Raw genomic sequence first — 21506 nt, 5'->3', positions numbered from 1 at the left:
CCGCCCGCCGGGGCGGGCGGCGGCCGCGCCTCAGAGGGACTTCGCCGGCGCCGGGTCCGCGGCCGCCCCGGCACCGGCCTCCCGGCCGTCCTCGCCGATCCGCTCCAGGTCCCGCATGCGGGTCTCCTTCGCGGCACCGACCGCCAGCACGGTCAGCAGCGCGGCGGCGATCAGGTACAGCGCGACCGGGGTGGCGCTGCCGAAGTCCGCCAGCAGAGCGGTGGCGATCAGCGGGGCGGGGGCTCCGGCCGCCACCGACGAGAACTGCGCGCCGATCGAGGCCCCGGAGTAGCGCACCCGGGTCGCGAACAGCTCCGAGAAGAACGCCGCCTGGGGCGCGTACATCGCCCCGTGCAGGACCAGCCCGACGGTGACGGCCAGCAGCACCGGGCCGAAGTCCTCGGTGTCCAGCAACCGGAAGAAGGGGAACGCCCACAGGCCGATGCCGACCGCGCCCAGCAGGTAGACCGGGCGGCGGCCCCACCGGTCCGACAGCGCGCCCCACGCGGGGATGACCGCGAAGTGGACCGCGGAGGCGACCAGCACCGCGTTGAGCACCGTCTGCCGGTCCATCTCCAGGTGCTTGGTGCCGTAGGTCAGGACGAAGGCCGTGATGACGTAGTAGCCGATGTTCTCGGCCATCCGGGCGCCCATCGCGGTCAGCACGTCGCGCCGGTGCTCCCGCAGCACGGTCAGCAGCGGCGTGGCCTCCGCCTCCCGCTCCTCGGCCTTCCGCGCCTCGGCCCTGGCCAGTGCCGCCTTGAACACGGGCGATTCGTCCACCGAGAGCCGGATCCACAGGCCCAGCAGCACCAGCACCCCGGAGAGCAGGAACGGCACGCGCCAGCCCCAGGACTCGAACGCCGCGTCCGGCAGCACCGCGGTGAGCACCGCCAGCACGGCGGTGGCCAGCAACTGGCCCGCGGGCGCCCCGGTCTGCGGCCACGAGGCCCAGTAGCCGCGCCTGCGGGCGTCACCGTGCTCGGAGACCAGCAGCACCGCGCCGCCCCACTCGCCGCCGAGCGCGAAGCCCTGCACCAGCCGCAGCACGGTCAGCAGCACCGCCGCCGCCGAGCCGATCTGGGCGTGGGTGGGCAGCAGCCCGATGGCGAAGGTGGCGCCGCCCATCATCAGCAGGCTGACCACCAGCAGCCGCTTGCGGCCGAGCCGGTCGCCGTAGTGGCCGAAGACCAGCGCGCCCACCGGGCGGGCGACGAAGCCCACGGCGTAGGTCAGGAAGGCCAGCAGGGTGCCCACCAGCGGATCGGAGCCGGGGAAGAACAGCTTGTCGAAGACGAGCGCGGCGGCCGACCCGTACAGGAAGAAGTCGTACCACTCGATGGTGGTGCCGATCAGGGACGCGGTCACGACGCGCCTGAGGTTCGAGGGCGTCGGCGGAGCGGCCGCGGAGGAGGACATCGGCACCACTTCCTGGCGTTCGACGGGGACGGTTGCGTGTCGCCACACCGTAGGAACACACAGGTGGGAGGCGTATGTGGCGGGAAGCCACAGTTTCGGGCGCGGGAGTGCGCGCACCCACCATGGAGGCGGCCACCGCGGCCGGCGCCCCCGCGAGGGGCACGGCGGGACCGGAGGAGGGGCATCGGCTCGTAGGATGCCTCCCGGGGCGCGGGCAAGATGGCAAGTCGAGGGCGGTGGGCGCCACATGGCAGGTGTGCCGGAGTTCTCGAAACCGCTCGGGAACCGCGGTTCCGGCAGATAAAGTCGCAGGTCACTCAGTGTGCTCCCCGCACCCGCGGGGATGGTCCCTGATCGACCGCCGCGATGCGACTCCTGCTCACGTGCTCCCCGCACCTGCGGGGACGGTTCCTCAGGGGCGCTGCCTGCAGAACCGTGCAGACTTGCACCCCTCGACCAGCAGCGACCTCTCCGGTGTTGGGTCGGTGCCGACTTCGCAGAGTCGGAGGAGGGAAGACTGCCGGTACAAGCTTCGACCGAGTGAGTTGCCGTACCACTCGATGGTGGTGCCGATCGGCGACGCGGTCACGGCGCGCCTGGGGTTCGAGGAAGTCGGTGTCGGCAGGGGCGCGGAGAGGACCGCCGAGTCGCATCGCCCGAGTACCGCCCGAAGGTGCCGTGCCGCTCCCCGTGCTGGTCCGGTGGCGGCTGAAAACCCACACCGCTGCTTGTCCCCCCTCTCCCGTGCCGGGTTGACGCCGGCTGCGGGGACAGGGGACCGGCAGTGGACCGACCTCCCGGCCAGGCTCGCCCGGCGAGCCGCCGGCGGCGGCCCGGACGGACGGGAGGGTCGTGGTTCCCCGGGCCCGCCTCGGTGCCGGGCGCTACTGTCGCGGGCATGGTCGAACACGATGTCCTCGGTGCCACTCGCGAGGCCTACGACGCCGTCGCCTCCACCTATGCGCAGCTGTTCCGCGGCGAACTGCGCGACAGGCCCCTGGACCGCGCGGTCCTGGGCGCCTTCGCCGAACTGGTCCGTGGCAGTGGGGACGGCCGGGTCGCGGACCTGGGGTGCGGGCCCGGCCACATCACCGCCCACCTGGGCGAGCTGGGAGTGGCGGTGTTCGGCGTCGACGCCTCGCCCGCGATGGTCGAGCTGGCTCGGCAGGCCTATCCGGGGCTGCGGTTCGACGTGGGCTCGATGGCCGCGCTGGACATCGCCGACGGCGTGCTGGGCGGTGTCCTCTCCCGTTGGTCCGTCATCCACACCCCGCCGCGCGAACTCCCCGCCGTGCTCGTGGAGTTCCACCGTGTGCTGGCGCCCGGCGGCCACCTTCTGATCGGCTTCTGGGCGAGTGACGGCCCGTCTCGTCCGACGCAGGTCTTCGACCACACGGTCGCGCCGGCCTACCGGTGGTCGCCCGACCACCTCGCCGGGATGCTGCGCGACTCCGGGCTGGCCGAGGTGGCCCGGATGGTCCGCGAGCCCCAGCCCACCGACCGGCGGCAGTTCCAGGAGGTCCAGCTACTGGCCCGCAAGGCCTGAGCGAGAGCTGTCCGGCCGGGCACGCGGCCGCGTGCGGTCCGCCGGGCGGGAGCCCGCCCCGGGCTCCGGAAAGGGCGAGGCGTGGCGGCACCGTCCGGGCTGCCGGTGCGCGGAGGGGGTTGCGAGGGGTCCGGAGCGGCGCCGCGGCTCCGGGAGCGGGCCGGGGCGGTGGCGCCGGCCGGCTCGTGCACACCGCGGGCGGCGGACTCGCCGCCCGCGGCGCGGCGGTGTCTTCCCGGCCCTCGGCGAGCGGCGCTGACCAGCGCTTATGGGGTGTGCTTCGGCCGTCGGCCGCACAACCGGGGAAACGGTGGGCGGACGGTGAATGACATAAGGGGCGAACCAGCGTATTTTCGGTGCAAATTCGCTGCGCCCGCACTTCCGACCGGATTCGTGCAGGTGCCGACCGAGGGATCGGATGAATGAACCACGAACCCGCCCGGCGGAGTCCGGCCGTGCCGGGCGGCACACGCCGCGGCCCCGGACACCGGCACCGGCCCGGCACCGCATGCGGCGGCCGTGCGCCCGCCCGGCGGGGGGTCCCCCGCCCTGCCGGGCGGGCGCACGGGGCAGGCTCCGGACGGGGGACGCGCGCCTGCCATGAGTGTTGAGACGCTGTCGGCCGAGTCCGACTTCTTCGCCCCCCGCGCGGCGATCGACGACCTGCTGGGCGAGTTCCTGACGCAGAAGGCGCACTCCGCCTCCGTGCCCGGCCAGTCGGCACTCGCCCTCCTGTTGCGCGACTTCCTCGTCGGAGGGAAGCGGGTCCGCCCCCTGCTGTGCGTGACCGGATGGCACGCGGCGGGAGGACAGGGGAGTTCCGCACCGGCCGTCCGGCTGGCCGCCTCCATCGAACTGGCCCACGCCTGCGCCCTCATCCACGACGACATCATGGACGCGGCCGACAGCCGGCGCGGGCGCCCCACGATCCACCGGCTGCTGGCCGGCCACCACCGCCTGCCGTCGATGGCCGAGCGGTTCGGTGCCGCCGGGGCCATCCTGGTGGGCGACCTCGCCCTCGTCTGGTCCGACGAGCTCCTGCACACCACACCCATGCCCGACGCCCACCGCACGGCCGTCCTGCGCTGCGTCGACCTCGCGCGCGCCGAGCTGATCGCCGGTCAGCACCTCGACCTGCTGACCACCGGCGACCTCGACGTGAGCGTCGAGACGGCCCTGACCGTCGTCCGCTACAAGACGGCCAAGTACACCGTCGAAAGGCCCCTGCAGGTGGGGGCCGCCCTCGCCGGCGGCGGGCAGCCGGTCATGGACGCCTGCAGCGCCTACGGGGTTCCCCTCGGCGAGGCGTTCCAGCTCCGGGACGACGTGCTCGGGGTGTTCGGCGACCCGGACCGGATGGGCAAGTCGCACCTGGACGATCTGCGCGAGGGCAAGTGCACCAGCCTCATCGTCCACGCCCTGCGGGCCGCCGGCCCCGCCGAGGCCGCGCGGCTGCGCGCGCTGATCGGCGATCCGCACCTGGGCGAGCAGGAGGCCGCGGAGGTCCGCGCCATCCTCACCGGCACCGGGGCCCGGGCCGCGGTCGAGCGCATGATCGAGGAGAGGCACCGGCAGGCCCTGGACGCCCTGGCCTCGGCGCCCTTCCCGCACGGCGTGGTCCGCACGCTGGAGGCCGTCGCGGAGGCGGCCGTACGCCGGACGGCCTGAGACAGGGGCGGGCCGTGGGCCGCCCGCCCGAGGAGCACGGAGTACGGAACCGAGCGATGACCACCCTGACGACCCGCGCTCCCGCGGCGGTGCTGCAGACCGTCTGGCGGGAGATCCGCCTGAGCTGGCTCTTCATCCGCGCCGACCGCTGGACCACCGTGTTCCCCGCCACCTGCTTCGTGACGGCGGCCGCCGTCCACGCGCGGCTGGCCCTCCACGAGGCCGTGGTCGCGGTCGCCCTGGGCGCGCTGTACTTCTGGCTGTTCGTCTACGAGCACACCCTGGCCAACCAGCTCGTCGGCGTGGAGGAGGACCGTGTCAACAAGCCCTTCCGCCCGCTGGTCACCGGCGACAGCAGCATCCGCGGCGCCCGGCTGCGCCTGGCCGCCGTCCGGATCGCCTTCCCCGCGTACGGCTACTGCCTCGGCGTCCTGGAGTGGGCGCTGCTGTGGCAGATCCTCTCCCTGCTCCAGCACGAGTACGGCTGGGGCCGCCACTGGGCGGGCCGGAACCTCTACGCCGGGATCGGGGTCATCGCCCAGCTGGCGGCCGCGTGGGAGATGGTCACCGCCCTCACACCGGACGCCTGGCGGTGGATCGTGACCCTGACGGTCACCGTGACCTTCCTCATGTCCGTCCAGGACCTCCGCGACATCACCGGCGACCGCGCGGTCCGCCGCTCCACCATGCCCCTGGTCTTCGGGGAGAGGCGCACCCGGGTCTTCCTGTGCGCCGGTTTCGCCGTCGGCCCCGCGGCCATCCACCACTTCCTGATGGCGCCCGCCGGCCCGCACTGGTGGATCGTCGCCACGGACGTGCTCCTGGGCGGCCTGAGCCTGCTGCTGGCGGCCCGGGTGGTGCTGCTGCGCGGACCGGAGGAGGACCAGCGCACCTACCGCCTGGTGGAGCAGTGGTACACCCTCGCCCTCGCCTCCACCCTCTACACACTCCGCTGACCGGAGGGGCCGACGTGCGGACGGAAGACGGGCGGCAGTCGCGGCTGCGGATCAGCGGGGTGTGGAAGGCGTACGGCCGCAGGCAGGTCCTGCGCGGCGCCGACCTCGACGTGCCCGCCGGGGCGCTGGTCGGGGTCGTCGGCAGCAACGGCGCCGGCAAGAGCACGCTGCTCCGGATCGCCGTGGGGCAGCTGACACCCGAGAGGGGAACGGTGGTGCGGACCGGGTCGCTGGGGTACTGCCCGCAACTGTCCGTGCTGAACGACACGTTCACCGTCCTGCAGCACCTGAGGCTGTTCCAGGTGGCCTACCGGCTGCCGGCCCTGGAGCGGGCCCGCGAGCTGATGGAGCTCCTCGGCTTCGCCGACTGCCTGCACCGGCGCGCCGGGGAGCTCAGCGGGGGGACGCGGCAGAAGCTCAACCTGCTGCTCGCCCTCATGCACGATCCGCAGCTGTTGGTGCTGGACGAGCCCTACCAGGGCTTCGACTGGGACACCCACCAGCGTTTCTGGGCCCTGGCGGACCGGCTGCGCGGCGAGGGGCGGTCGATCGTCGTGGTCTCGCACCTGCTGCACGACCTCCACCACTTCGACGCGGTCCGCCACCTGCGCGAGGGCCGTCTGGTCCGCGAGGAGCACATCCGATGACACGCCACGGGGCGGCGTTCGCCGCCATGCTGGGCTGCACCCTGCTGGGCCACCGGCGCAACCGCCTGGCGGTGGTCCTGGCGGGCGCGTTCATCCCGGTGTGGATCGCCGTGACGCACGTGTGCGCCTCCGCCCGGACGGTGCGCTTCCCCCTCGACGCCGCGGTCTCCCAGGCCGCCGCCCAGGCCAACCACGTCGGCCAGGTGACCAACGCGCTCGGTGCCGTGACGATGGTCAGCGGGTTCATGATGTTCATGGAGACCTTCAAGGCCGGGGAGATGGACCGCCGGCTGGTGCTGGCCGGCTACCCCCGGGTCCCCCTGCTGCTGGCGAAGGTCGCCGCCCTCGTCGTCGTCGCCGTCCTCCTGGCCCTCTACACCACGGCCCTGCTGGTCGTCTCGACCCCCGTGCGGCAGCCGGCCCCCCTCGCCCTCGCCGCCCTCGGCGCCGGTCTCGCCTACGGCGGCATCGGCCTGCTGCTGGGCACCGTGGTGCGCGGGGAGCTGGAGGGGTTCTTCCTGGTCATCATGCTCGGCCTGCTCGACACCGGCCTGCAGAACCCGTCCCTGAACGTGGTCGACGTCGCCGGCCGCGGCGCCCTCCCGCTGTACGGCGCGAACCAGTCGGCGCTGGCCGGGGCCTTCACCTCCGCCGGCCCCTGGGACCACGCCCTGCTGCCCCTCGTCTGGTCGGCCGCGGCCGGCGCCCTCGCCCTGGCCGTCTTCCACGTCCGCACCCGCTCCTACGGCACGGCCGTCGCGGCGGCGCCGCCCGCACCGCCGGAGACGGCCGCGCCGGTCCTCCCGCCGGTGTCCGGTTAGCGGTGCCGCCTTCCGCCCTCCGCCCGCGGGCGGAGGGCGGAAGGGCGTTCAGTTCGGCGCGGACCGGGCCGAGACGGCCCCGGTGTTCTGCCGCCGGGTGTAGCGGCCCAGGGCGGTGAGCGGGAAGACGTGCCGGTACAGGCCGTAGTTGAGGGCCTGCACCCCGGGGACGCCCGTGCCGGTGAACTGCGGCTCCTCCCAGGAGCCGTCCTCCGTCTGCGCCCCGGTCAGCCAGGCCACCCCGGCCCGGACCGCGGAGCCGTCCCGCTCTCCTGCGGCCAACAGCGCGAGCAGCGCCCAGGCCGTCTGCGACGGTGTGGACGGGCCCCGGCCGGCGAACGCCGGGTCGTCGTACGAGCGCCAGTCCTCCCCCCAGCCGCCGTCGGCGTTCTGCACGGAGGCCAGCCAGGCGACGGCGCGCCGGACGGCGGGGGCGTCGTGCGGGACGCCGGCGGCGACGAGGGCGGGGACGGCGCAGCCGGTGCCGTAGAGGTGGTTCATCCCCCAGCGGCCGAACCACGCGCCGCTGTCCTCCTGGTGGTCCAGCAGCCATCGGACGCCGCGCCGTGTGCGGGGGTCGTCCCGCCGCCCCAGGGCGGCGAGCATCTCCACCACGTGGGCGGTGACGTCGGCGGTGGGCGGGTCGGCGCAGTAGTCGCCGATGTCGAAGAAGGGGAGCCTGTTGACCAGCGTGCCGGTGCTGTCGGCGTCGAAGGCGCCCCATCCGCCGTCCCGGCTCTGCATGCCGCCGGTCCACCGCGCCGCCCTCTCCACGGCGTCGTCGACGCGGGCCTCGTCGCGGGGGGCCACCCGGCGCAGCGCGAGGATCACCTCGGAGGTGTCGTCGTTGTCGGGGTAGGTCTGGTTGTGGAACTCGAAGGACCAGCCGCCCGGGGCGAGACGGGGCCGCCGCACGGCCCAGTCGCCGGGCCGCGTGGTCTGCCGGGTGAGCAGCCAGTCCGCGGCCCCCAGCAGCGCCGGGTGGCCGGCGGGCACTCCCGCGTCGGCGAGCGCGGTGACGGACAGGGCGGTGTCCCAGACCGGGGACTGGACCGTCTCCGTCATCCGCATGCCGTCCCCGGTCCAGACCGCGCTGTCCTCGAGGGCGCCGAGGGCGGCCCTGAGCACCGGGTGGTCCAGCGGGAAGCCCTGCGCGTGCAGGGCCAGCACCGCGTAGCCGGTCATCGGGCCGAACCCGCCCCAGCTGCCGTCCGCCTCCTGGCGTTCGAGGATCCAGCGGACGCACGCCGTCAGCGCCGCCCGGCGCACCGGGCCGGGGGTGGCCCCGCGGCAGGCGCGCAGGACGCGGTCCAGGCGCCGGAACGCGCCTTCCCAGCCGCCATGCGGGCCCGCGGCCGCCGGGCCGGCGGGCGGACCGCCGGGGGCGAACAGCTCCTCGATGCCGAAGGGCGCCGGCCTCACCGGCCGGTGCGCGCTGACGACCGCCAGCGGCACGAGCACCAGGCGGATCCAGGAGTTGAAGGAGTGGATGCTCAGGGGCGCCCGAGCCGGCAGCGCGATGATCTCGGGGGGCACCTCGGGCAGGTCGTCCCAGCTCCACCAGCCGAACAGGGCGAGCCAGATGCGGGCCGTCAGTTCGCCGGCCGCCACGCCGCCGCTGCTGCGGACCCACGCGGCGCACCGGAGCATGTGCGCCTGGTCCGGACGGTCTCCGGCGAGCCTGAGGGCCACGTAGGCCTGGATGGTGGTGCCCAGGTGGCCGGGGCCGTCGTGGACGAGCGACCAGGTGCCGTCCGCGCGCTGCCGCGAACGGATCCACCGGCCGGTCGCCGCGGTCACGCGCTCGTCCCGGATCCCCAGGAACCGGCGCAGGAGCAGGTCCTGGGCCTCGTAGGCGACGTCGGACTGCGTGACGCCCTTCCAGTACCCCTCGGCGTGCTGCCGCGCCAGCAGGTGCTCCGCGGCCCGCAGCACCGCCCGCCGGGCCGCCTCCTCCACCGGGTGGGAGGCGGGGAGGGCGTAACGCGCGAGGGCGTCCGCCGCGGGGACCGGGTCGTTGGTTCGTGACGCGCCGCCGGCCGTCGTCGTCATGGCACTCCCGCACATCACTCGTGGTCTGGGTCTGGTGTGTGGACGCCCTCGGGACGCGCCGCCGGGCACCGGGCACCGGGGCCGGGGCGTCGGCGGCGCGTGCCGCGGGCACGGCGGCCTCGCGAGGGACGTGTGAGCAAAAACTACCCATAACCGGCGGAAGTTCGCACCGGGGCGCGCGGGACCCGCCGGCACCGGCCCGGCCGGAGGGCGCGGCGGCCGGTCCCGCAGGCGCACCGGGGAATCCGAACAACCGGCTGACTTTTCACGGAGGATCGGGCACACTGGGGCGTCCGGTGAGCGGTGATCGCTTACCGGAATCGGGGGAGACGCCACGGGGGTAGCGTGCTGGGATTCCTCGTCCGCCGGGCGTGGGCGCAGCGGTCGCTGGTCGCCGCCGTGCTGTTCACCGTCACGCTCACCGGCTGCGCGCTGACCGCGCTCGCGGCGTACGGGGACGCCGTGGCCGACGCCGGGCTGCGCCGGGTGCTCACCGACCGGTCGGCCGCGCGGGCGCTGCTGGAGGCCGAGGCCGACGTCGGGGCCGCGGACCGGGAGCGGCTGGACGCCCTGGTGCGCGAGGCCGCCGAGGACGCCTACGGCGGACTGCCCGTGAGCGTCCACGCCAGCACCAGGACGGGCCCGTACCAACTGCCGCGCGACGCGCGGGCGGTGGAGGGGGAGCACGGGGACGGCGACGGACCCCGGCTGACGCTGCTGGCCACCTTCGACGCCTCCCGCGTGGCCTTCACCGCCGGAGCGCGCCCCGGTCCGGTGCGGGACGGGGAGGAGGGCGCCGTCCCGGTCGCGGTGCACGAGACCGCCGCCCGGGCCCTGGGCCTGGAGCCCGGGGACCGCGTGACCCTCGCCGACCGGCGCGACGGCGAGCCGCTGGAGGTCCGGGTGACGGGCCTGTACCGCCCGGCCGACCGCGACGACCCCTACTGGCGGCTCGACCCGCTGGCCGGCCGGGGGATCCGCACGGTCGACTTCACCACCTACGGGCCGCTGCTCGCCGACCCCTCGGCCCTCACCGGCGGCCGGGCCGCGCCGGCCGCCGTGTCCTGGCAGGCCCGCGCCGACTTCTCGACGGTGACCGCCGACCGGGCCGACCGGATCCGGGAGTCCGCGGAGCGCGCCGCCGAACGCCTCGGCGCCGTCCCGGGCGTGGAGGCCGGCACCGGGCTGCCCGGGCTGCTGGCCGAGGCGGAGCGGTCGCTGCGGGTGAGCCGGTCGGCGGTGCTGGTGGGCGCGGCCGAGCTGGCCCTGCTGGCCGGATGCGCGATCGTCCTGGTGGCCGGCGCGCTGCACGAGCCGCGCGCCGGGGAGGGCGCCCTGCTGCGGGCCAGGGGCGGCACCGGCCGGCGGCTCGCGGCCCTCACGGCCGCCGAGGCCCTGCTGCTGGCGCTCCCCGCCGCCGTCGTCGCCGCGCTGGCGGCCGGACCCCTGACGGAACTGCTGGCCGGGTACGGCCCCCGGGCGCTCGCCGGGGTCCGGGCCCCCGGGGCGGCCGACGGCCGCACCTGGGCGGTCGCCGCCGCGACGGCGCTGGGCTGCGCGGCCGTGCTGACCGCACCCGCCCTGCGCCGCCGGGGCGCCTACGTGCGGGAGCGGTCCGCCCGGCTGCGCCGTCCGGCCGTCGGCACCGCGCTGCGCGCCGGGGCCGACGCCGGGCTGCTGGCCGTCGCCGTGGCGGCCTACCAGCAGCTGGCGCGGCACGCGGAGGACGGCGGGGCGTCCCCGGGGGGCGGCGGACTGCTCGGCGCCGACCCCGTCCTCGTCCTGGCGCCCGCGTGCTGCCTGCTGGCCGCGGCGGTCCCGGCGGTCCGGCTGCTGCCCGCGGTGCTGCGGGCCACCCGCTGGGCGGCCGGGCGGAGCCGGGGACTCGCCACGGCCGCCGCCCACTGGCAGCTCTCGCGGCGCCCGGGCCGCGCCGCCGGGCCGATGCTGCTGGGGGTCCTGGCCGTGGCCGCGGTCACCCTCACCGCGGGCCAGGCAGCGAGCTGGGACCGGTCGCAGCAGGACCGGGCCGACCACGCCGCCGGCGCCGACCTGAGGGTCACCGGCTCCTCCACCCCCGTCTTCGGGCAGGGCGGCGCGTACGACGGGATCGACGGGATCGCGGCCGTCGCACCCGTGGCGCGCGAGCGGGTCGTGCTCACCGGAAACCGCACGGCGACCCTGCTGGCGATGGACACCCGGCGGGCGGCCGACGTGGTGCGCCTGCGCCCGGACCTGGCGGACGCACCCGCCGGCCGGCTCTACGCCCCGCTGCGCCCCGGCGGCCGCGAGCCGTCCGGCATCGTCCTGCCCGCCGACACCCGGCGGCTGGTCCTCGCCGCGCGGCTGCGGGCCGACGGGTCCGGGCGCGGCGGGGGCGCCGCCGTCGGGCAGGGGGAGGTGAGGGCCGTCTTCCGGGACCGGTACGGCACCCCCCACACCTTCTCCCTGGGAACGCTCCCCGCCGACGGCGAAACCCACGGGCTGACGGCGGACTTCGCCGCCGCGGCCGGCGCCGCGGGCGCCCCCGCCGGGCCGCTGGGCCTGGTCCGGCTGACGGTCGACCACCCCCTGCCGGACCGCCCCGAGCGGCTGCGGCTGACCGTCGACGGGCTGCGGGCCGTCACCGGCGGTGGCACCACCGAGGTGGAGGGGCCCGCGGACGCGGACTGGCAGGCCCTGGCCCGGGTCGACGACCCGGACTTCCGGGCCGCGCCGGAGCGCGGGTACGTGGAGATGGAGGCCGGCACCCCCGCCGCCGCCCGGAAGGGGACCGTGTTCGACGTCCGCTACGGCAGCGGGGCGCAACCGGAGCCCCCGCCGTGGGAGAGCCGCCACCGCGGCACGCTCACCCTGCGCGTCGCCGGCGACCCCGGGGTGCCGGCGGCCGTGGCCACCGACGCCTTCCTCGCGGCCCAGGGCGCGCGGGTCGGCCAGACGACCACCGTGGAGGTCTCCGGCGTCCGCCTGGACGTCCGCGTCGCCGGGGCGGTGCGCGCCCTGCCCACCCTCTCCGCGCACGACGGGGAGGCCGCCGGAGGAGCCCTGCTGATGGACCTGCGCACCCTCCAGGACGCACTGCTGGCCCGCTCCGCCCAGGGGGTGCAGCCCGCCGAGTGGTGGCTGGCGGCCGAGCCGGGCCGGGACGCCCAGGTGGCCGGGGCGCTGCGCGCCCGCCCCGAGGGGATGACGCTGGTCGTGCGCGACGAACTGGCCCGCGAGCTGGCCTCCGATCCGCTGGGCGCCGGACCCCGCACGGCCCTGACGGCCGTCGCGCTCGCCGGCGCGCTCCTCGCTCTCGCCGCCTTCGCGGTGGTCACCGTCGGGGCCCTGCGCGAACGCGCCGACGACCTCGCCGTGCTGCGGGCCCTGGGCGCCCCCCGGCCGCGGATCGCCGCGTCGATCGCCGCCGAACAGGGCTTCCTGGCGGTGGCGGCCGTGGGACTCGGTGCCCTCGCGGGCGTGGCGCTGACCCGCCTGATCGTGCCCCTGACCGTCGTGACCGCGCAGGGGGCGCGGCCCGAACCCGACGTGGCCGTGGTCCTGCCCGGCTGGCTCCTGCCCGTCCTGGCGGCCGTCGCGGCGGCCGTCCCGGCGGCGGTGACCGCGGCCGCCGCCGCGCGGCGCGGGCGCCCCGCCGACGCGCTGCGCAGGATGGAGGAGTGACATGGCCGACGGCGAACGGCGGGAGACGGCCCGCACCGCCCCCGGCGCGCGGGGCGCGGCGGCCCCCTGGGTCCGCGCCCGGCTGCGGACGTCGGCGGCCGGCTCCCTGGCGATGGGCCTGCTGGTCCTGGTGACGGCCTTCCTGGCCGCCGCCGTGCCGCGGCAGACCGCCGCCCAGGAGGACGAGGAGCTGCGGCAGGCCCTGGCCGGCGCGCCGCTGGAGCGGCGCAGCGTCACGGTCACCGCGGACGTCCACCACGTGGCGGTGCGCGACGGGTACCGGCTCCCCGGCCCGGCGGCGCTGGAAGAGGGGGCGCGGGCCCTGCGGGACGCCGCCCGCCCGCCCCTGGCACCGGACCGCGACCGGGCGGTGAACGGCATCCGCACCAAGGAGCCCGTCACGGTCGACGGGCACGGGCTGCCCCGCCCCTCCGGGATCGACCCCCAGCTGACCCTCCACACCGCGCCGCTGCAGGCGGAGAGGCACCTGCGGCTGGTCTCCGGCCGGATGCCCTCGCCCACGGTGCGCGAGGACACCGTCGAGGCCGTGGTCACCGAGCGCACCGCAAAGACCATGAACCTCAAGACGGGCTCCACCGTCGTCTTCCCCGACGTCACCGGCACCCCGGTGACGGTGCGCGTCAGCGGCGTCGCCGCCCCCCGCGACCCGGACTCCGCCCACTGGAGGATCGAGACCGACCTGCTGGAGCCCAGCCTGCGCGCCGTGCCCACCAAGATGCCGCCCCCGCTGGAGTACTGGCACTTCACCGCGCTGATCGACAGCGGCGCGCGCGAGGTGCTGCTGCGCTGCGACGGCGGGGCCGCGATCTACGGGCACCATCCGCTGCGCGTCGGGGACGTGACGGCCGCGAACGCCTCCGCCCTGCTCGCGGCGCTGGTCTCGCTCTCCTCGGGCGCGGACGAGGCCCGGCTGAGGGACCGCTCCCCGCTGCCCGACCCGGACGTGGACGCCGACGGCCCGGCCGGGCTGCTGGAGGCGTTCGAGCAGGAGCGCGCCACCTCCCGGGCCCTGGTGACGACCGCGGTCGTCGGCGTCGGGACGGCCGCCGCGGTCGTGCTGGTGCTGGCCGGCGTCCTCACCGTCACCGCCCGCCGCCCGGAGCTGGAGCTGCTGAGGGCCCGCGGCGGGAGCCTGCCCGGGATCGGGCTCCGGCTGCTGGGGGAGACCTCGGCCGTCGCGGTCCCCGCCGCCGCGGCGGGCACCGCGGCCGCCTTGCTGTGGGTGCCCGCGCCCGGGGTCGCGGCGTCCCTGGCGATGGGCGCGGCGGTGGCCCTGGCGGCCTGCCTGACGCTGCCCCTGCTCGCCGTGGCGGCCCACCGCAGACCGGGCCCGCCGGTGCGCGGCGACGTGGCCGCCGCCCGCCCCTCCCGCCGCCGCACGGTCGCGGAACTCACCGTCGTCGCCCTGGCGTCGGGCGGGCTGGTCGCCGTACGGCGCGGCACCGGCGCCGGACCGGGTGCCGGGACGGCCGTCGATCCGCTGACCGCCGCCGCCCCGGTGCTGCCGGCGGTGGTGGCCGCGGTGGTGCTGCTGCGGGTCTATCCGCTGCCGCTGCGCCTGTCGGCCCGCCCGGCGGCCCGGCTCCGGGGACTGGTCCTGCCGCTGGCCCTGGCGCGCCTGGGCCGCGCCCCGGCCGCCTCGGTGCTGCCCCTGCTGGCGATGGTGGTGGCCCTGACGGTGTCGGCCTTCGGCGGCTCGGTGCTGGCCGGCGTCACCGCGGGCAGGGCCCACGCCGCGCTGGCCGAGGTGGGCGCCGACGCCCGCGTGGAGGTTCCCGGCGTCTTCCCCGAGGACCTGGAGGAACGCCTCCGCCGCGTCGAGGGGGTGAGCGGCACCAGTGCCGTGCGGATCGAGAACGGCCGGAGCCTGAAGGGCGTCCGGGCCGCCCCCTTCGCGCTGGTCGCCGTGGACCCGGAGACCTACGCGCGTCTGACCGCCCGCACCGGGCTCGACGGCGACGGGCCGTTCCCGGCCGGGGAGCTGGGCCGGGCCGGCGGGGAGGGCGCAGCGGTGCCCGCGGTCGTCTCGCCCGGCCTGGCGGAGGCCCTGGGCGAGGGCGGGGAGGCGGAGGTCGACGCCGTCGTCGGCGACACGCCCGTCCGGGCCGTCGCCGTCCGCGGCCGCACCCCCGCCGTCACCGGGGAGTTCGCGGTGGTGTCGTCCGCCGCCTTCGCCGGGGCGCACCCCGACCGGCGCGGCAGCCACGCGCTGCGCCCCACCACGGTGCTGGTGAGCGGTACCGGGCTGGACGGCCGCGCCCTGCGGGCCGCGGCCGGGGAGGAGGGGGAGGACGTGACGGTGACCGTGCGCGCGGAGCGGGAGGCCGGTTACGAGTCCGGTCCGCTGCAGGACGGCACCCGGCTGGTGCACGCGGCGGCGGTGGCCGCGGGCATCGGCTACGGTGCGCTGGCGCTGCTGCTGTGGCTGCTGCAGTCGGCCCCCGGGCGCCGGACGCTCCTGGCCCGGCTGCGGGCGATGGGGGCGAGCCGGGGCCAGGGCCGCGCCCTGGTGTGGGCCGAGACGCTGCCCCTGGCGGTGCTCGGGGTGGTGGGCGGGGCGGTGGCGGCGCCGGCGACCGTGGCGCTGCTGCGGCCCGGTGTGGACCTGACGCCGCTGGCCTTCACCGCGCAGGTGCGTGCCGCCGGCGAGGAGACCGTGCGGGCGGCGCTGGTGCCCGACGCGGGGTCGCTGGTGTGGCCGTCGCTGCTGCTGCTCGCCCTGACCTGCGTGGTCGCGGCCGTGCAGGCCGGGACGGGCGGCGTGCGTGAGGAGGCAGAACGCTTGAGGACGGGGGAGCGGGAATGAGCGGACCGACGGCGGCCGCGGCGGACGGGACGGCGGCGCGGTCCCGCGGCGGGGCCCGGCCCGGGCGGGAGGCGCTGGTCGTCTGCGACCGGCTGGTGCGCATCTTCACGGCGGACGGCGTCGAGGTGCAGGCGCTCCAGGGCCTCGACCTGGTCGTCGGGCCGGGGGAGCTGACCGCTCTCGTCGGGGCCTCCGGCAGCGGCAAGTCCACCCTGCTGAACATCCTGGCCGGACTGGACACGCCCTCGGCGGGGGCCGCCGAGGTCGCCGGGTTCGACCTGGTGGCGATGGACGCGGCCGCCCGGTTGCGCTACCGGCGCGAGGTGGTGGGGTTCGTCTGGCAGCAGGCGGCGCGCAACCTGCTGCCCTACCTGACGGCCGCGCAGAACGTCTGCCTGCCCATGCAGCTGGCCCGTGACCGGGTGCCGCGGCGGCAGCGGGCCGGACGGGTCCGGGAGCTGCTGGAGCTGCTCGGCGTCGGCCACTGCCACGATCGCCGGCCGGAGCGGATGTCCGGCGGTGAGCAGCAGCGCGTGGCCATCGCCGTGGCGCTGGCCAACTCCCCGGCCCTGCTGCTGGCCGACGAGCCGACCGGCGAGCTGGACTCGCGGTCGGCGGACGAGATCCTCGCGGCCATGCGCACGGTCAACGAGGAGCTGGGCACCACCGTCCTGATCGTCACGCACGACGCGTCGGTCGCCTCGGCCGTCCGCCGCACCGTCGCCATCCGCGACGGGCGGACCTCCTCGGAGGTGCTGCGCCGGGCGGCGGTCGACGAGCACGGCACCGAGGTCGTGGTGGCCCAGGAGTACGTCACGGTCGACCGGGCGGGCCGTCTCCAGTTGCCGGCCGGGTTCGCCGAGAAGCTGGCGATCCGCAACCGGGCCCGCGTCGCCCTGCAGCCGGACCACATCACCGTCCACCGGGACGACTCCCATGCCGGGTAGGCCGGCGAAGCGCAGACCGACGACCGCGGAGGCGGAGGACGACATGCCCGTGAGCAGCGCCGGGACGCCCGCACGGGGCGAGCGGGAGCGGACGGGACCGGAGGCGATGGTCACCGTACGGGGCCTGGTGCGCACCTACGGCGGCGGACCGGCCGCCGTGCACGCCCTGCGCGGGGTGGACCTGGAGGTGCCGCGGGGCGAGCTGGTGGCCGTCCGCGGGCCCTCGGGCGTGGGGAAGACGACGCTGCTGAACCTGGTCGGCGGCCTGGACCGGCCCGACGGCGGGCAGGTCGTGGTGGACGGCACCGACCTGTCCCGGGCCGGTGAGAAGCGGCTGCTGCGGCTCCGGCGCGAGCGGATCGGGTTCGTCTTCCAGAACTTCGGGCTGGTCCCCGTTCTGACCGCGGCGGAGAACGTGGGCGTCCCGCTGAGGCTGCTCCGCACCCCCTGGCGCGAGCGCGAGGAGAGGGTGGGGCACCTGCTCTCCCTGGTCGGACTGGCCGAGCACGCCGCCCAGCGGCCCGGGGAACTCTCCGGCGGCCAGCAGCAGCGGGTGGCGATCGCCCGGGCGCTGGCGAATCGCCCGGCGCTGCTGATCGCGGACGAGCCGACGAGCCAGCTGGACGCGGAGACCCGCCGGGTGGTGACGGACCTGCTGCGCGCCGCGGTGGAGGACGAGGGCGCCACCGCCCTGGTGACCACGCACGACGAGGACCTGCTGGAGCGCGCGGACCGGGTGTTCGAGCTGCGGGACGGCCTGCTGGCCGGGGAGGCGGAGGGGGCCGGGCAGCGGTGAGGACGGTCCCGGGCCCGCCGGACACCGGGGCGGCGGGGCGGTAATCCAGTGAATCGGGCTGTTTTCTCCCGCCTGGGAGATAGAACCGATAGGCGCGCAATGGGGCGATATGAGCGAGCGGCCGCCGAAGGTGTGCCGGGAGTCACACATGCGGCCTCCTCCGCCTTCCCGGAATGGAAGATCGATATTCCCTCCCTTCGGACTGTCCGCCGTGAGCGGGTATCTGACCGCCTTTCGATTCCTCCGGGGTGCCGCGCCCCGGTGAAGATCCTGTGCGCACCGCGGTCGAAATCCACGGCTCGGTGACACATTCGCGGACCGCGGCTTTTCCGTCCCTTGTCTCCGTGAATCGGTTGTGTTTATGTGTCCTCGCCTCCGCTGCATCGCGGGGGTTCCACCGCCGGGACGCCGAATCCTGCCGCCCGGCCGGTGGAGGGAGCGCAGTCGACCGCGGCAGGAGCGGGGAAACCGAGTAAGTGCCGTGACCGCGCGTTTTCCGGCGGTCCGGCTCGGGGTGAAGCCTTGTCTCCGGGTGCCCTTGGGCACCGGGGAGAGGCCGGGCTGCTCCGGCCCGAATCCGACAGCTAACCTCGCAGGCGTGGGAGAGGACTCACACCCATGTCTCGTGGTCGCCACCGCCGTCCGCGCAAGCCCCTGATAACCCGTCAACTCTCCCGCATCTCCCTGGTCGCCGCGGCCGGCGGCGCGGGAATCGCGGCTCCGGTGGTCGCCGCGGGGAGCGCCAACGCGGCCTCCGTCTCCGTGTGGGAGAAGGTCGCCGAGTGCGAGAGCAGCGGCAACTGGTCCGTCAACACCGGGAACGGCTACTACGGCGGGCTGCAGTTCTCGCAGTCCAGCTGGGAGGCCGCCGGCGGCACCCGGTACGCCCAGCGCGCCGACCTGGCCACCAAGGAGCAGCAGATCGCCGCCGCCGAGAAGCTGCTCGAACTCCAGGGCCCGGGGGCCTGGCCCACCTGCGGCCCCGCGGCCGGACTCGGCCGGGACGGCAGCACGCCCGGCAACGACCCCGCCCCGCAGACGGGCTCCGCCGCCCCGGCCGGGAAGAGCGGCGGGAAGGGGAAGACCGCAGCCGCGGACTCCTACACCGTCGTCAGCGGCGACACCCTCCACGGGATCGCCACCGACCACGGCGTCGAGGGCGGCTGGGAGGCCGTCTACGAGGCCAACCGGGAGACCGTGGGCGCCGACCCGCACCTGATCCTCCCCGGTCAGGAGCTCACCCTGCGGACGGACCGGACCGGTGCCGACCGCGCCGACCGCTCGCAGCGCGCGCAGGCGGGCCCCGACGCCCGGCAGACCGCGCAGCAGCCCGCCGAGAGCTACCCGGACAACCTGGACGGCTGGATCCGCGAGGCCCTGGCCATCATGCGGGCCAACGGCATCCCCGGCACCTACGAGGGGATCCACCGCAACATCATGAGGGAGTCGGGCGGCAACCCGAACGCGGTCAACAACTGGGACATCAACGCCCAGCGCGGCACCCCCTCCATCGGCCTGCTCCAGGTCATCAAGCCGACCTTCGACGCCTACCACGTCGCGGGCACGGCCGACAGCCAGTACGACCCGGTGGCCAACATCGTGGCGGCCTGCAACTACGCGGCCGACCGCTACGGCTCGATTGACAACGTCAACGGCCCGTACTGATCCGCACCGACCGGTCCCGGCCGCCCGGTGCCGCCCTCCCGCACGGGGCGGCGCCGGGCGGCCGCGGCCGTCCCGGCCGCGGGGCGGGCCCGCCGGGCGCCCCGGAGGGGCCGGAGGGGCAGGGTCCCTTAGAGGGAGGGCCGGTCACGGGATATCTTGATGTCGAGCAATGTTGCAGACGTGGAGCGGAGCACACGGTGACTGACTCGACCATCATCTACACACACACCGACGAGGCCCCGGCCCTGGCGACCTATTCGTTCCTGCCGGTGATCGAGGCCTACGCCTCCAAGGCCGGTGTCGCCGTGGAGAGCCGTGACATCTCCCTGGCGGGCCGGATCATCGCGCTCTTCCCCGAGTACCTCAAGGAGGAGCAGCGGATCGGTGACGCGCTCTCCGAACTCGGCGAGCTGGCCAGGACCCCCGGCGCGAACATCATCAAGCTGCCCAACATCTCGGCCTCGATCCCGCAGCTGAAGGCCGCGATCGCCGAACTGCAGGAGCAGGGGTACGCCCTGCCGGACTACCCGGACGACCCCAGGACCGACGAGGAGCGCGAGATCCGCGCCCGCTACGACAAGGTCAAGGGCAGCGCCGTCAACCCGGTGCTGCGCGAGGGCAACTCCGACCGCCGCGCCCCCGCCTCGGTGAAGAACTACGCCAAGGCCCACCCGCACCGCATGGGCGCCTGGACCCCCGACTCCAAGACGAACGTCGCGACCATGGGCGTCGACGACTTCCGCTCCACCGAGAAGTCCGCGGTCGTCGGCAAGGACGGCTCGCTGCGCATCGAGCTGGTCGGCGACGACGGCAGCACCACCGTCCTGCGCGAGTCCGTGCCCGTCCTGGCCGGTGAGGTCGTCGACGCCGCCGTCATGCGCGTCGCGGCCCTGCGCGAGTTCCTGAAGAAGCAGGTCGAGCGCGCCAAGGCCGAGGGCGTGCTGTTCTCCGTGCACCTGAAGGCCACCATGATGAAGGTCTCCGACCCGATCATCTTCGGCCACGTGGTGCGCGCCTTCTTCCCGAAGACGTTCGCCGAGTACGGCGAGACCCTCGCCGCGGCCGGCCTGAGCCCCAACGACGGCCTGGGCACCATCTTCAAGGGCCTGGAGGCGCTGCCCGAGGGCGCGAAGATCAAGGAGTCCTTCGAGGCCGAGCTGAACGAGGGCCCGGACCTGGCCATGGTCGACTCCGACCGCGGCATCACCAACCTGCACGTCCCCAGCGACGTCATCGTCGACGCCTCCATGCCGGCGATGATCCGCACCTCCGGCCACATGTGGGGCCCCGACGGCCAGGAGGCCGACACCCTCGCCGTCCTGCCCGACAGCTCCTACGCCGGCATCTACCAGGCCGTCATCGAGGACTGCCGCGCCAACGGCGCCTTCGACCCGGCCACCATGGGCTCGGTGCCCAACGTCGGTCTGATGGCCCAGAAGGCCGAGGAGTACGGCAGCCACGACAAGACCTTCGAGATCCCCACCACCGGCACGGTGCGGGTCACCGACGACGAGGGGAACGTCGTCCTGGAGCAGACGGTCGGCGCCGGCGACATCTTCCGCATGTGCCAGACCAAGGACGCCCCGATCCGCGACTGGGTCAAGCTCGCCGTCACCCGCGCCCGCGCCACCGGCGACCCGGCCGTGTTCTGGCTGGACGAGGGCCGCGCCCACGACGCCAAGCTGATCGAGAAGGTCCGGGCCTACCTGCCCGAGCACGACACCGAGGGCCTCCGGATCGAGATCATGGCGCCGGTGGACGCCATCAAGTTCTCCCTGGAGCGCATCCGCCGCGGCGAGAACACCATCTCCGTCACCGGCAACGTGCTCCGTGACTACCTGACCGACCTCTTCCCGATCCTGGAGCTGGGCACCAGCGCCAAGATGCTCTCGGTCGTCCCGCTGATGAACGGCGGCGGCCTGTTCGAGACCGGCGCCGGCGGCTCCGCGCCCAAGCACGTCCAGCAGCTGGTCAAGGAGAACTACCTGCGCTGGGACAGCCTGGGCGAGTTCCTGGCCCTGGCCGTCAGCTTCGAGCACTTCGCGCAGACCACGGGCAACGCGCGCGCCCAGGTGCTCGCCGACACCCTCGACCGCGCCACGGCCACCTTCCTGAGCGAGGACAAGTCGCCCAGCCGCCGCCTGGGCGGCATCGACAACCGCGGCAGCCACTTCTACCTGGCCCTGTACTGGGCTCGGGAGCTGGCCGAGCAGACCGACGACGCCGAGCTCGCCGCGGCGTTCGCCCCGCTCGCCCGGACGCTGACCGAGAAAGAGCAGAAGATCGTCGAGGAGCTGGCCGCGGTCCAGGGCTCCCCGGCGGACATCGGCGGCTACTACCGCCCCGACCCGGCCAAGGCCTCGGCGGTCATGCGCCCGTCGCGGACCTTCAACGAGGCCATCGCCTCGCTGGCCTGACGGGCCGCCCCTCCCGGGTGCGCTTCCCGCCCCGGCCGGACCCCGGTCCGGCCGGGGCGGTTCCCGTCCGGTCCGCGCC

General features: G+C 75.6%; 13 protein-coding genes and 1 riboswitch. Of the genes, 11 read left to right on the top strand and 2 right to left on the bottom strand.

Going from position 1 to position 21506, the window contains the following annotated elements; translation table 11 throughout:
• Window positions 1-30 precede the first annotated feature (30 nt).
• Window positions 31-1419, bottom strand: a complete 1389-nt coding sequence (locus ACFSJS_RS08350) for an MFS transporter (protein ID WP_380898467.1) — start codon at window positions 1417-1419, stop codon at window positions 31-33.
• A gap of 898 nt (window positions 1420-2317) precedes the next feature.
• On the opposite strand from ACFSJS_RS08350, the gene ACFSJS_RS08345 reads away from it, so the two are divergent.
• From ACFSJS_RS08345 to ACFSJS_RS08325, 5 genes are all read left to right on the top strand, one after another.
• Window positions 2318-2965 (top strand): class I SAM-dependent DNA methyltransferase, encoded by a 648-nt coding sequence (locus ACFSJS_RS08345; RefSeq protein WP_380898465.1) that lies wholly within the window; start codon window positions 2318-2320, stop codon window positions 2963-2965.
• A gap of 600 nt (window positions 2966-3565) precedes the next feature.
• Window positions 3566-4633 carry a polyprenyl synthetase family protein gene (locus ACFSJS_RS08340; protein WP_380898463.1) on the top strand — a complete coding sequence of 356 codons (1068 nt, stop codon included), beginning with the start codon at window positions 3566-3568 and terminating at the stop codon, window positions 4631-4633.
• Between the two features lie 56 nt (window positions 4634-4689).
• The gene (locus tag ACFSJS_RS08335) at window positions 4690-5589 is read left to right on the top strand and encodes a UbiA family prenyltransferase (RefSeq protein WP_380898462.1); all 900 of its coding nucleotides are present in this window, start codon (window positions 4690-4692) and stop codon (window positions 5587-5589) included.
• Window positions 5590-5603: 14 nt separating this feature from the next.
• Entirely contained in the window at window positions 5604-6236 is a 633-nt protein-coding gene (locus ACFSJS_RS08330) for an ABC transporter ATP-binding protein (protein ID WP_380898460.1), read from the top strand.
• Entirely contained in the window at window positions 6233-7057 is an 825-nt protein-coding gene (locus ACFSJS_RS08325; protein WP_380898458.1) for a hypothetical protein, read from the top strand. The genes ACFSJS_RS08330 and ACFSJS_RS08325 overlap by 4 nt, the downstream gene beginning before the upstream one ends.
• A gap of 48 nt (window positions 7058-7105) precedes the next feature.
• On the opposite strand, the gene shc is transcribed toward ACFSJS_RS08325, so the two are convergent.
• The gene (shc, locus tag ACFSJS_RS08320; RefSeq protein WP_380898456.1) at window positions 7106-9109 is read right to left on the bottom strand and encodes a squalene--hopene cyclase; all 2004 of its coding nucleotides are present in this window, start codon (window positions 9107-9109) and stop codon (window positions 7106-7108) included.
• Between the two features lie 345 nt (window positions 9110-9454).
• On the opposite strand from shc, the gene ACFSJS_RS08315 reads away from it, so the two are divergent.
• The 6 genes from ACFSJS_RS08315 (at window position 9455) to ACFSJS_RS08290 (ending at window position 21427) form a co-directional block, all read left to right on the top strand.
• Window positions 9455-12775, top strand: coding sequence for an FtsX-like permease family protein (locus ACFSJS_RS08315; RefSeq protein WP_380898454.1), 3321 nt, complete (start codon window positions 9455-9457; stop codon window positions 12773-12775).
• Between the two features lies 1 nt (window position 12776).
• A complete protein-coding gene (locus ACFSJS_RS08310; RefSeq protein WP_380898452.1) occupies window positions 12777-15602 on the top strand; it encodes a thioesterase domain-containing protein in 2826 nt (941 codons plus the stop codon).
• Window positions 15599-16549, top strand: coding sequence for an ABC transporter ATP-binding protein (locus tag ACFSJS_RS08305; protein WP_380898450.1), 951 nt, complete (start codon window positions 15599-15601; stop codon window positions 16547-16549). Before ACFSJS_RS08310 ends, ACFSJS_RS08305 begins: the two co-directional genes overlap by 4 nt.
• Window positions 16550-16592: 43 nt before the next feature.
• Window positions 16593-17345, top strand: a complete 753-nt coding sequence (locus ACFSJS_RS08300; protein WP_380898448.1) for an ABC transporter ATP-binding protein — start codon at window positions 16593-16595, stop codon at window positions 17343-17345.
• Window positions 17346-17751: 406 nt separating this feature from the next.
• Window positions 17752-17952, top strand: a riboswitch (cyclic di-AMP (ydaO/yuaA leader).
• An 11-nt stretch (window positions 17953-17963) separates the two neighbouring features.
• Complete coding sequence (locus ACFSJS_RS08295) at window positions 17964-19010, top strand: transglycosylase family protein (RefSeq protein WP_380898446.1); 1047 nt, start codon at window positions 17964-17966, stop codon at window positions 19008-19010.
• Window positions 19011-19207: 197 nt separating this feature from the next.
• Window positions 19208-21427 (top strand): NADP-dependent isocitrate dehydrogenase, encoded by a 2220-nt coding sequence (locus ACFSJS_RS08290; RefSeq protein WP_380898444.1) that lies wholly within the window; start codon window positions 19208-19210, stop codon window positions 21425-21427.
• The last annotated feature ends 79 nt before the right edge of the window (window positions 21428-21506 follow it).

This window comes from Streptomyces desertarenae (assembly GCF_042681365.1).
Taxonomy (GTDB): domain Bacteria; phylum Actinomycetota; class Actinomycetes; order Streptomycetales; family Streptomycetaceae; genus Streptomyces; species Streptomyces desertarenae.
The sequence above is the reverse complement of the archived record's forward strand: the minus strand, read 5'-3'. Positions and strand labels throughout refer to the sequence as shown.

Excerpts from the sequence above, each read along its gene's own strand:
- ACFSJS_RS08350 (WP_380898467.1), bottom strand. The coding sequence starts at position 1,419 with ATGTCCTCCTCCGCGGCCGCTCCGCCGACGCCCTCGAACCTCAGGCGC.
- ACFSJS_RS08345 (WP_380898465.1), top strand. The coding sequence starts at position 2,318 with ATGGTCGAACACGATGTCCTCGGTGCCACTCGCGAGGCCTACGACGCC.
- ACFSJS_RS08340 (WP_380898463.1), top strand. The coding sequence starts at position 3,566 with ATGAGTGTTGAGACGCTGTCGGCCGAGTCCGACTTCTTCGCCCCCCGC.
- ACFSJS_RS08335 (WP_380898462.1), top strand. The coding sequence starts at position 4,690 with ATGACCACCCTGACGACCCGCGCTCCCGCGGCGGTGCTGCAGACCGTC.
- ACFSJS_RS08325 (WP_380898458.1), top strand. The coding sequence starts at position 6,233 with ATGACACGCCACGGGGCGGCGTTCGCCGCCATGCTGGGCTGCACCCTG.
- shc (WP_380898456.1), bottom strand. The coding sequence starts at position 9,109 with ATGACGACGACGGCCGGCGGCGCGTCACGAACCAACGACCCGGTCCCC.
- ACFSJS_RS08310 (WP_380898452.1), top strand. The coding sequence starts at position 12,777 with ATGGCCGACGGCGAACGGCGGGAGACGGCCCGCACCGCCCCCGGCGCG.
- ACFSJS_RS08305 (WP_380898450.1), top strand. The coding sequence starts at position 15,599 with ATGAGCGGACCGACGGCGGCCGCGGCGGACGGGACGGCGGCGCGGTCC.
- ACFSJS_RS08300 (WP_380898448.1), top strand. The coding sequence starts at position 16,593 with ATGCCCGTGAGCAGCGCCGGGACGCCCGCACGGGGCGAGCGGGAGCGG.
- ACFSJS_RS08295 (WP_380898446.1), top strand. The coding sequence starts at position 17,964 with ATGTCTCGTGGTCGCCACCGCCGTCCGCGCAAGCCCCTGATAACCCGT.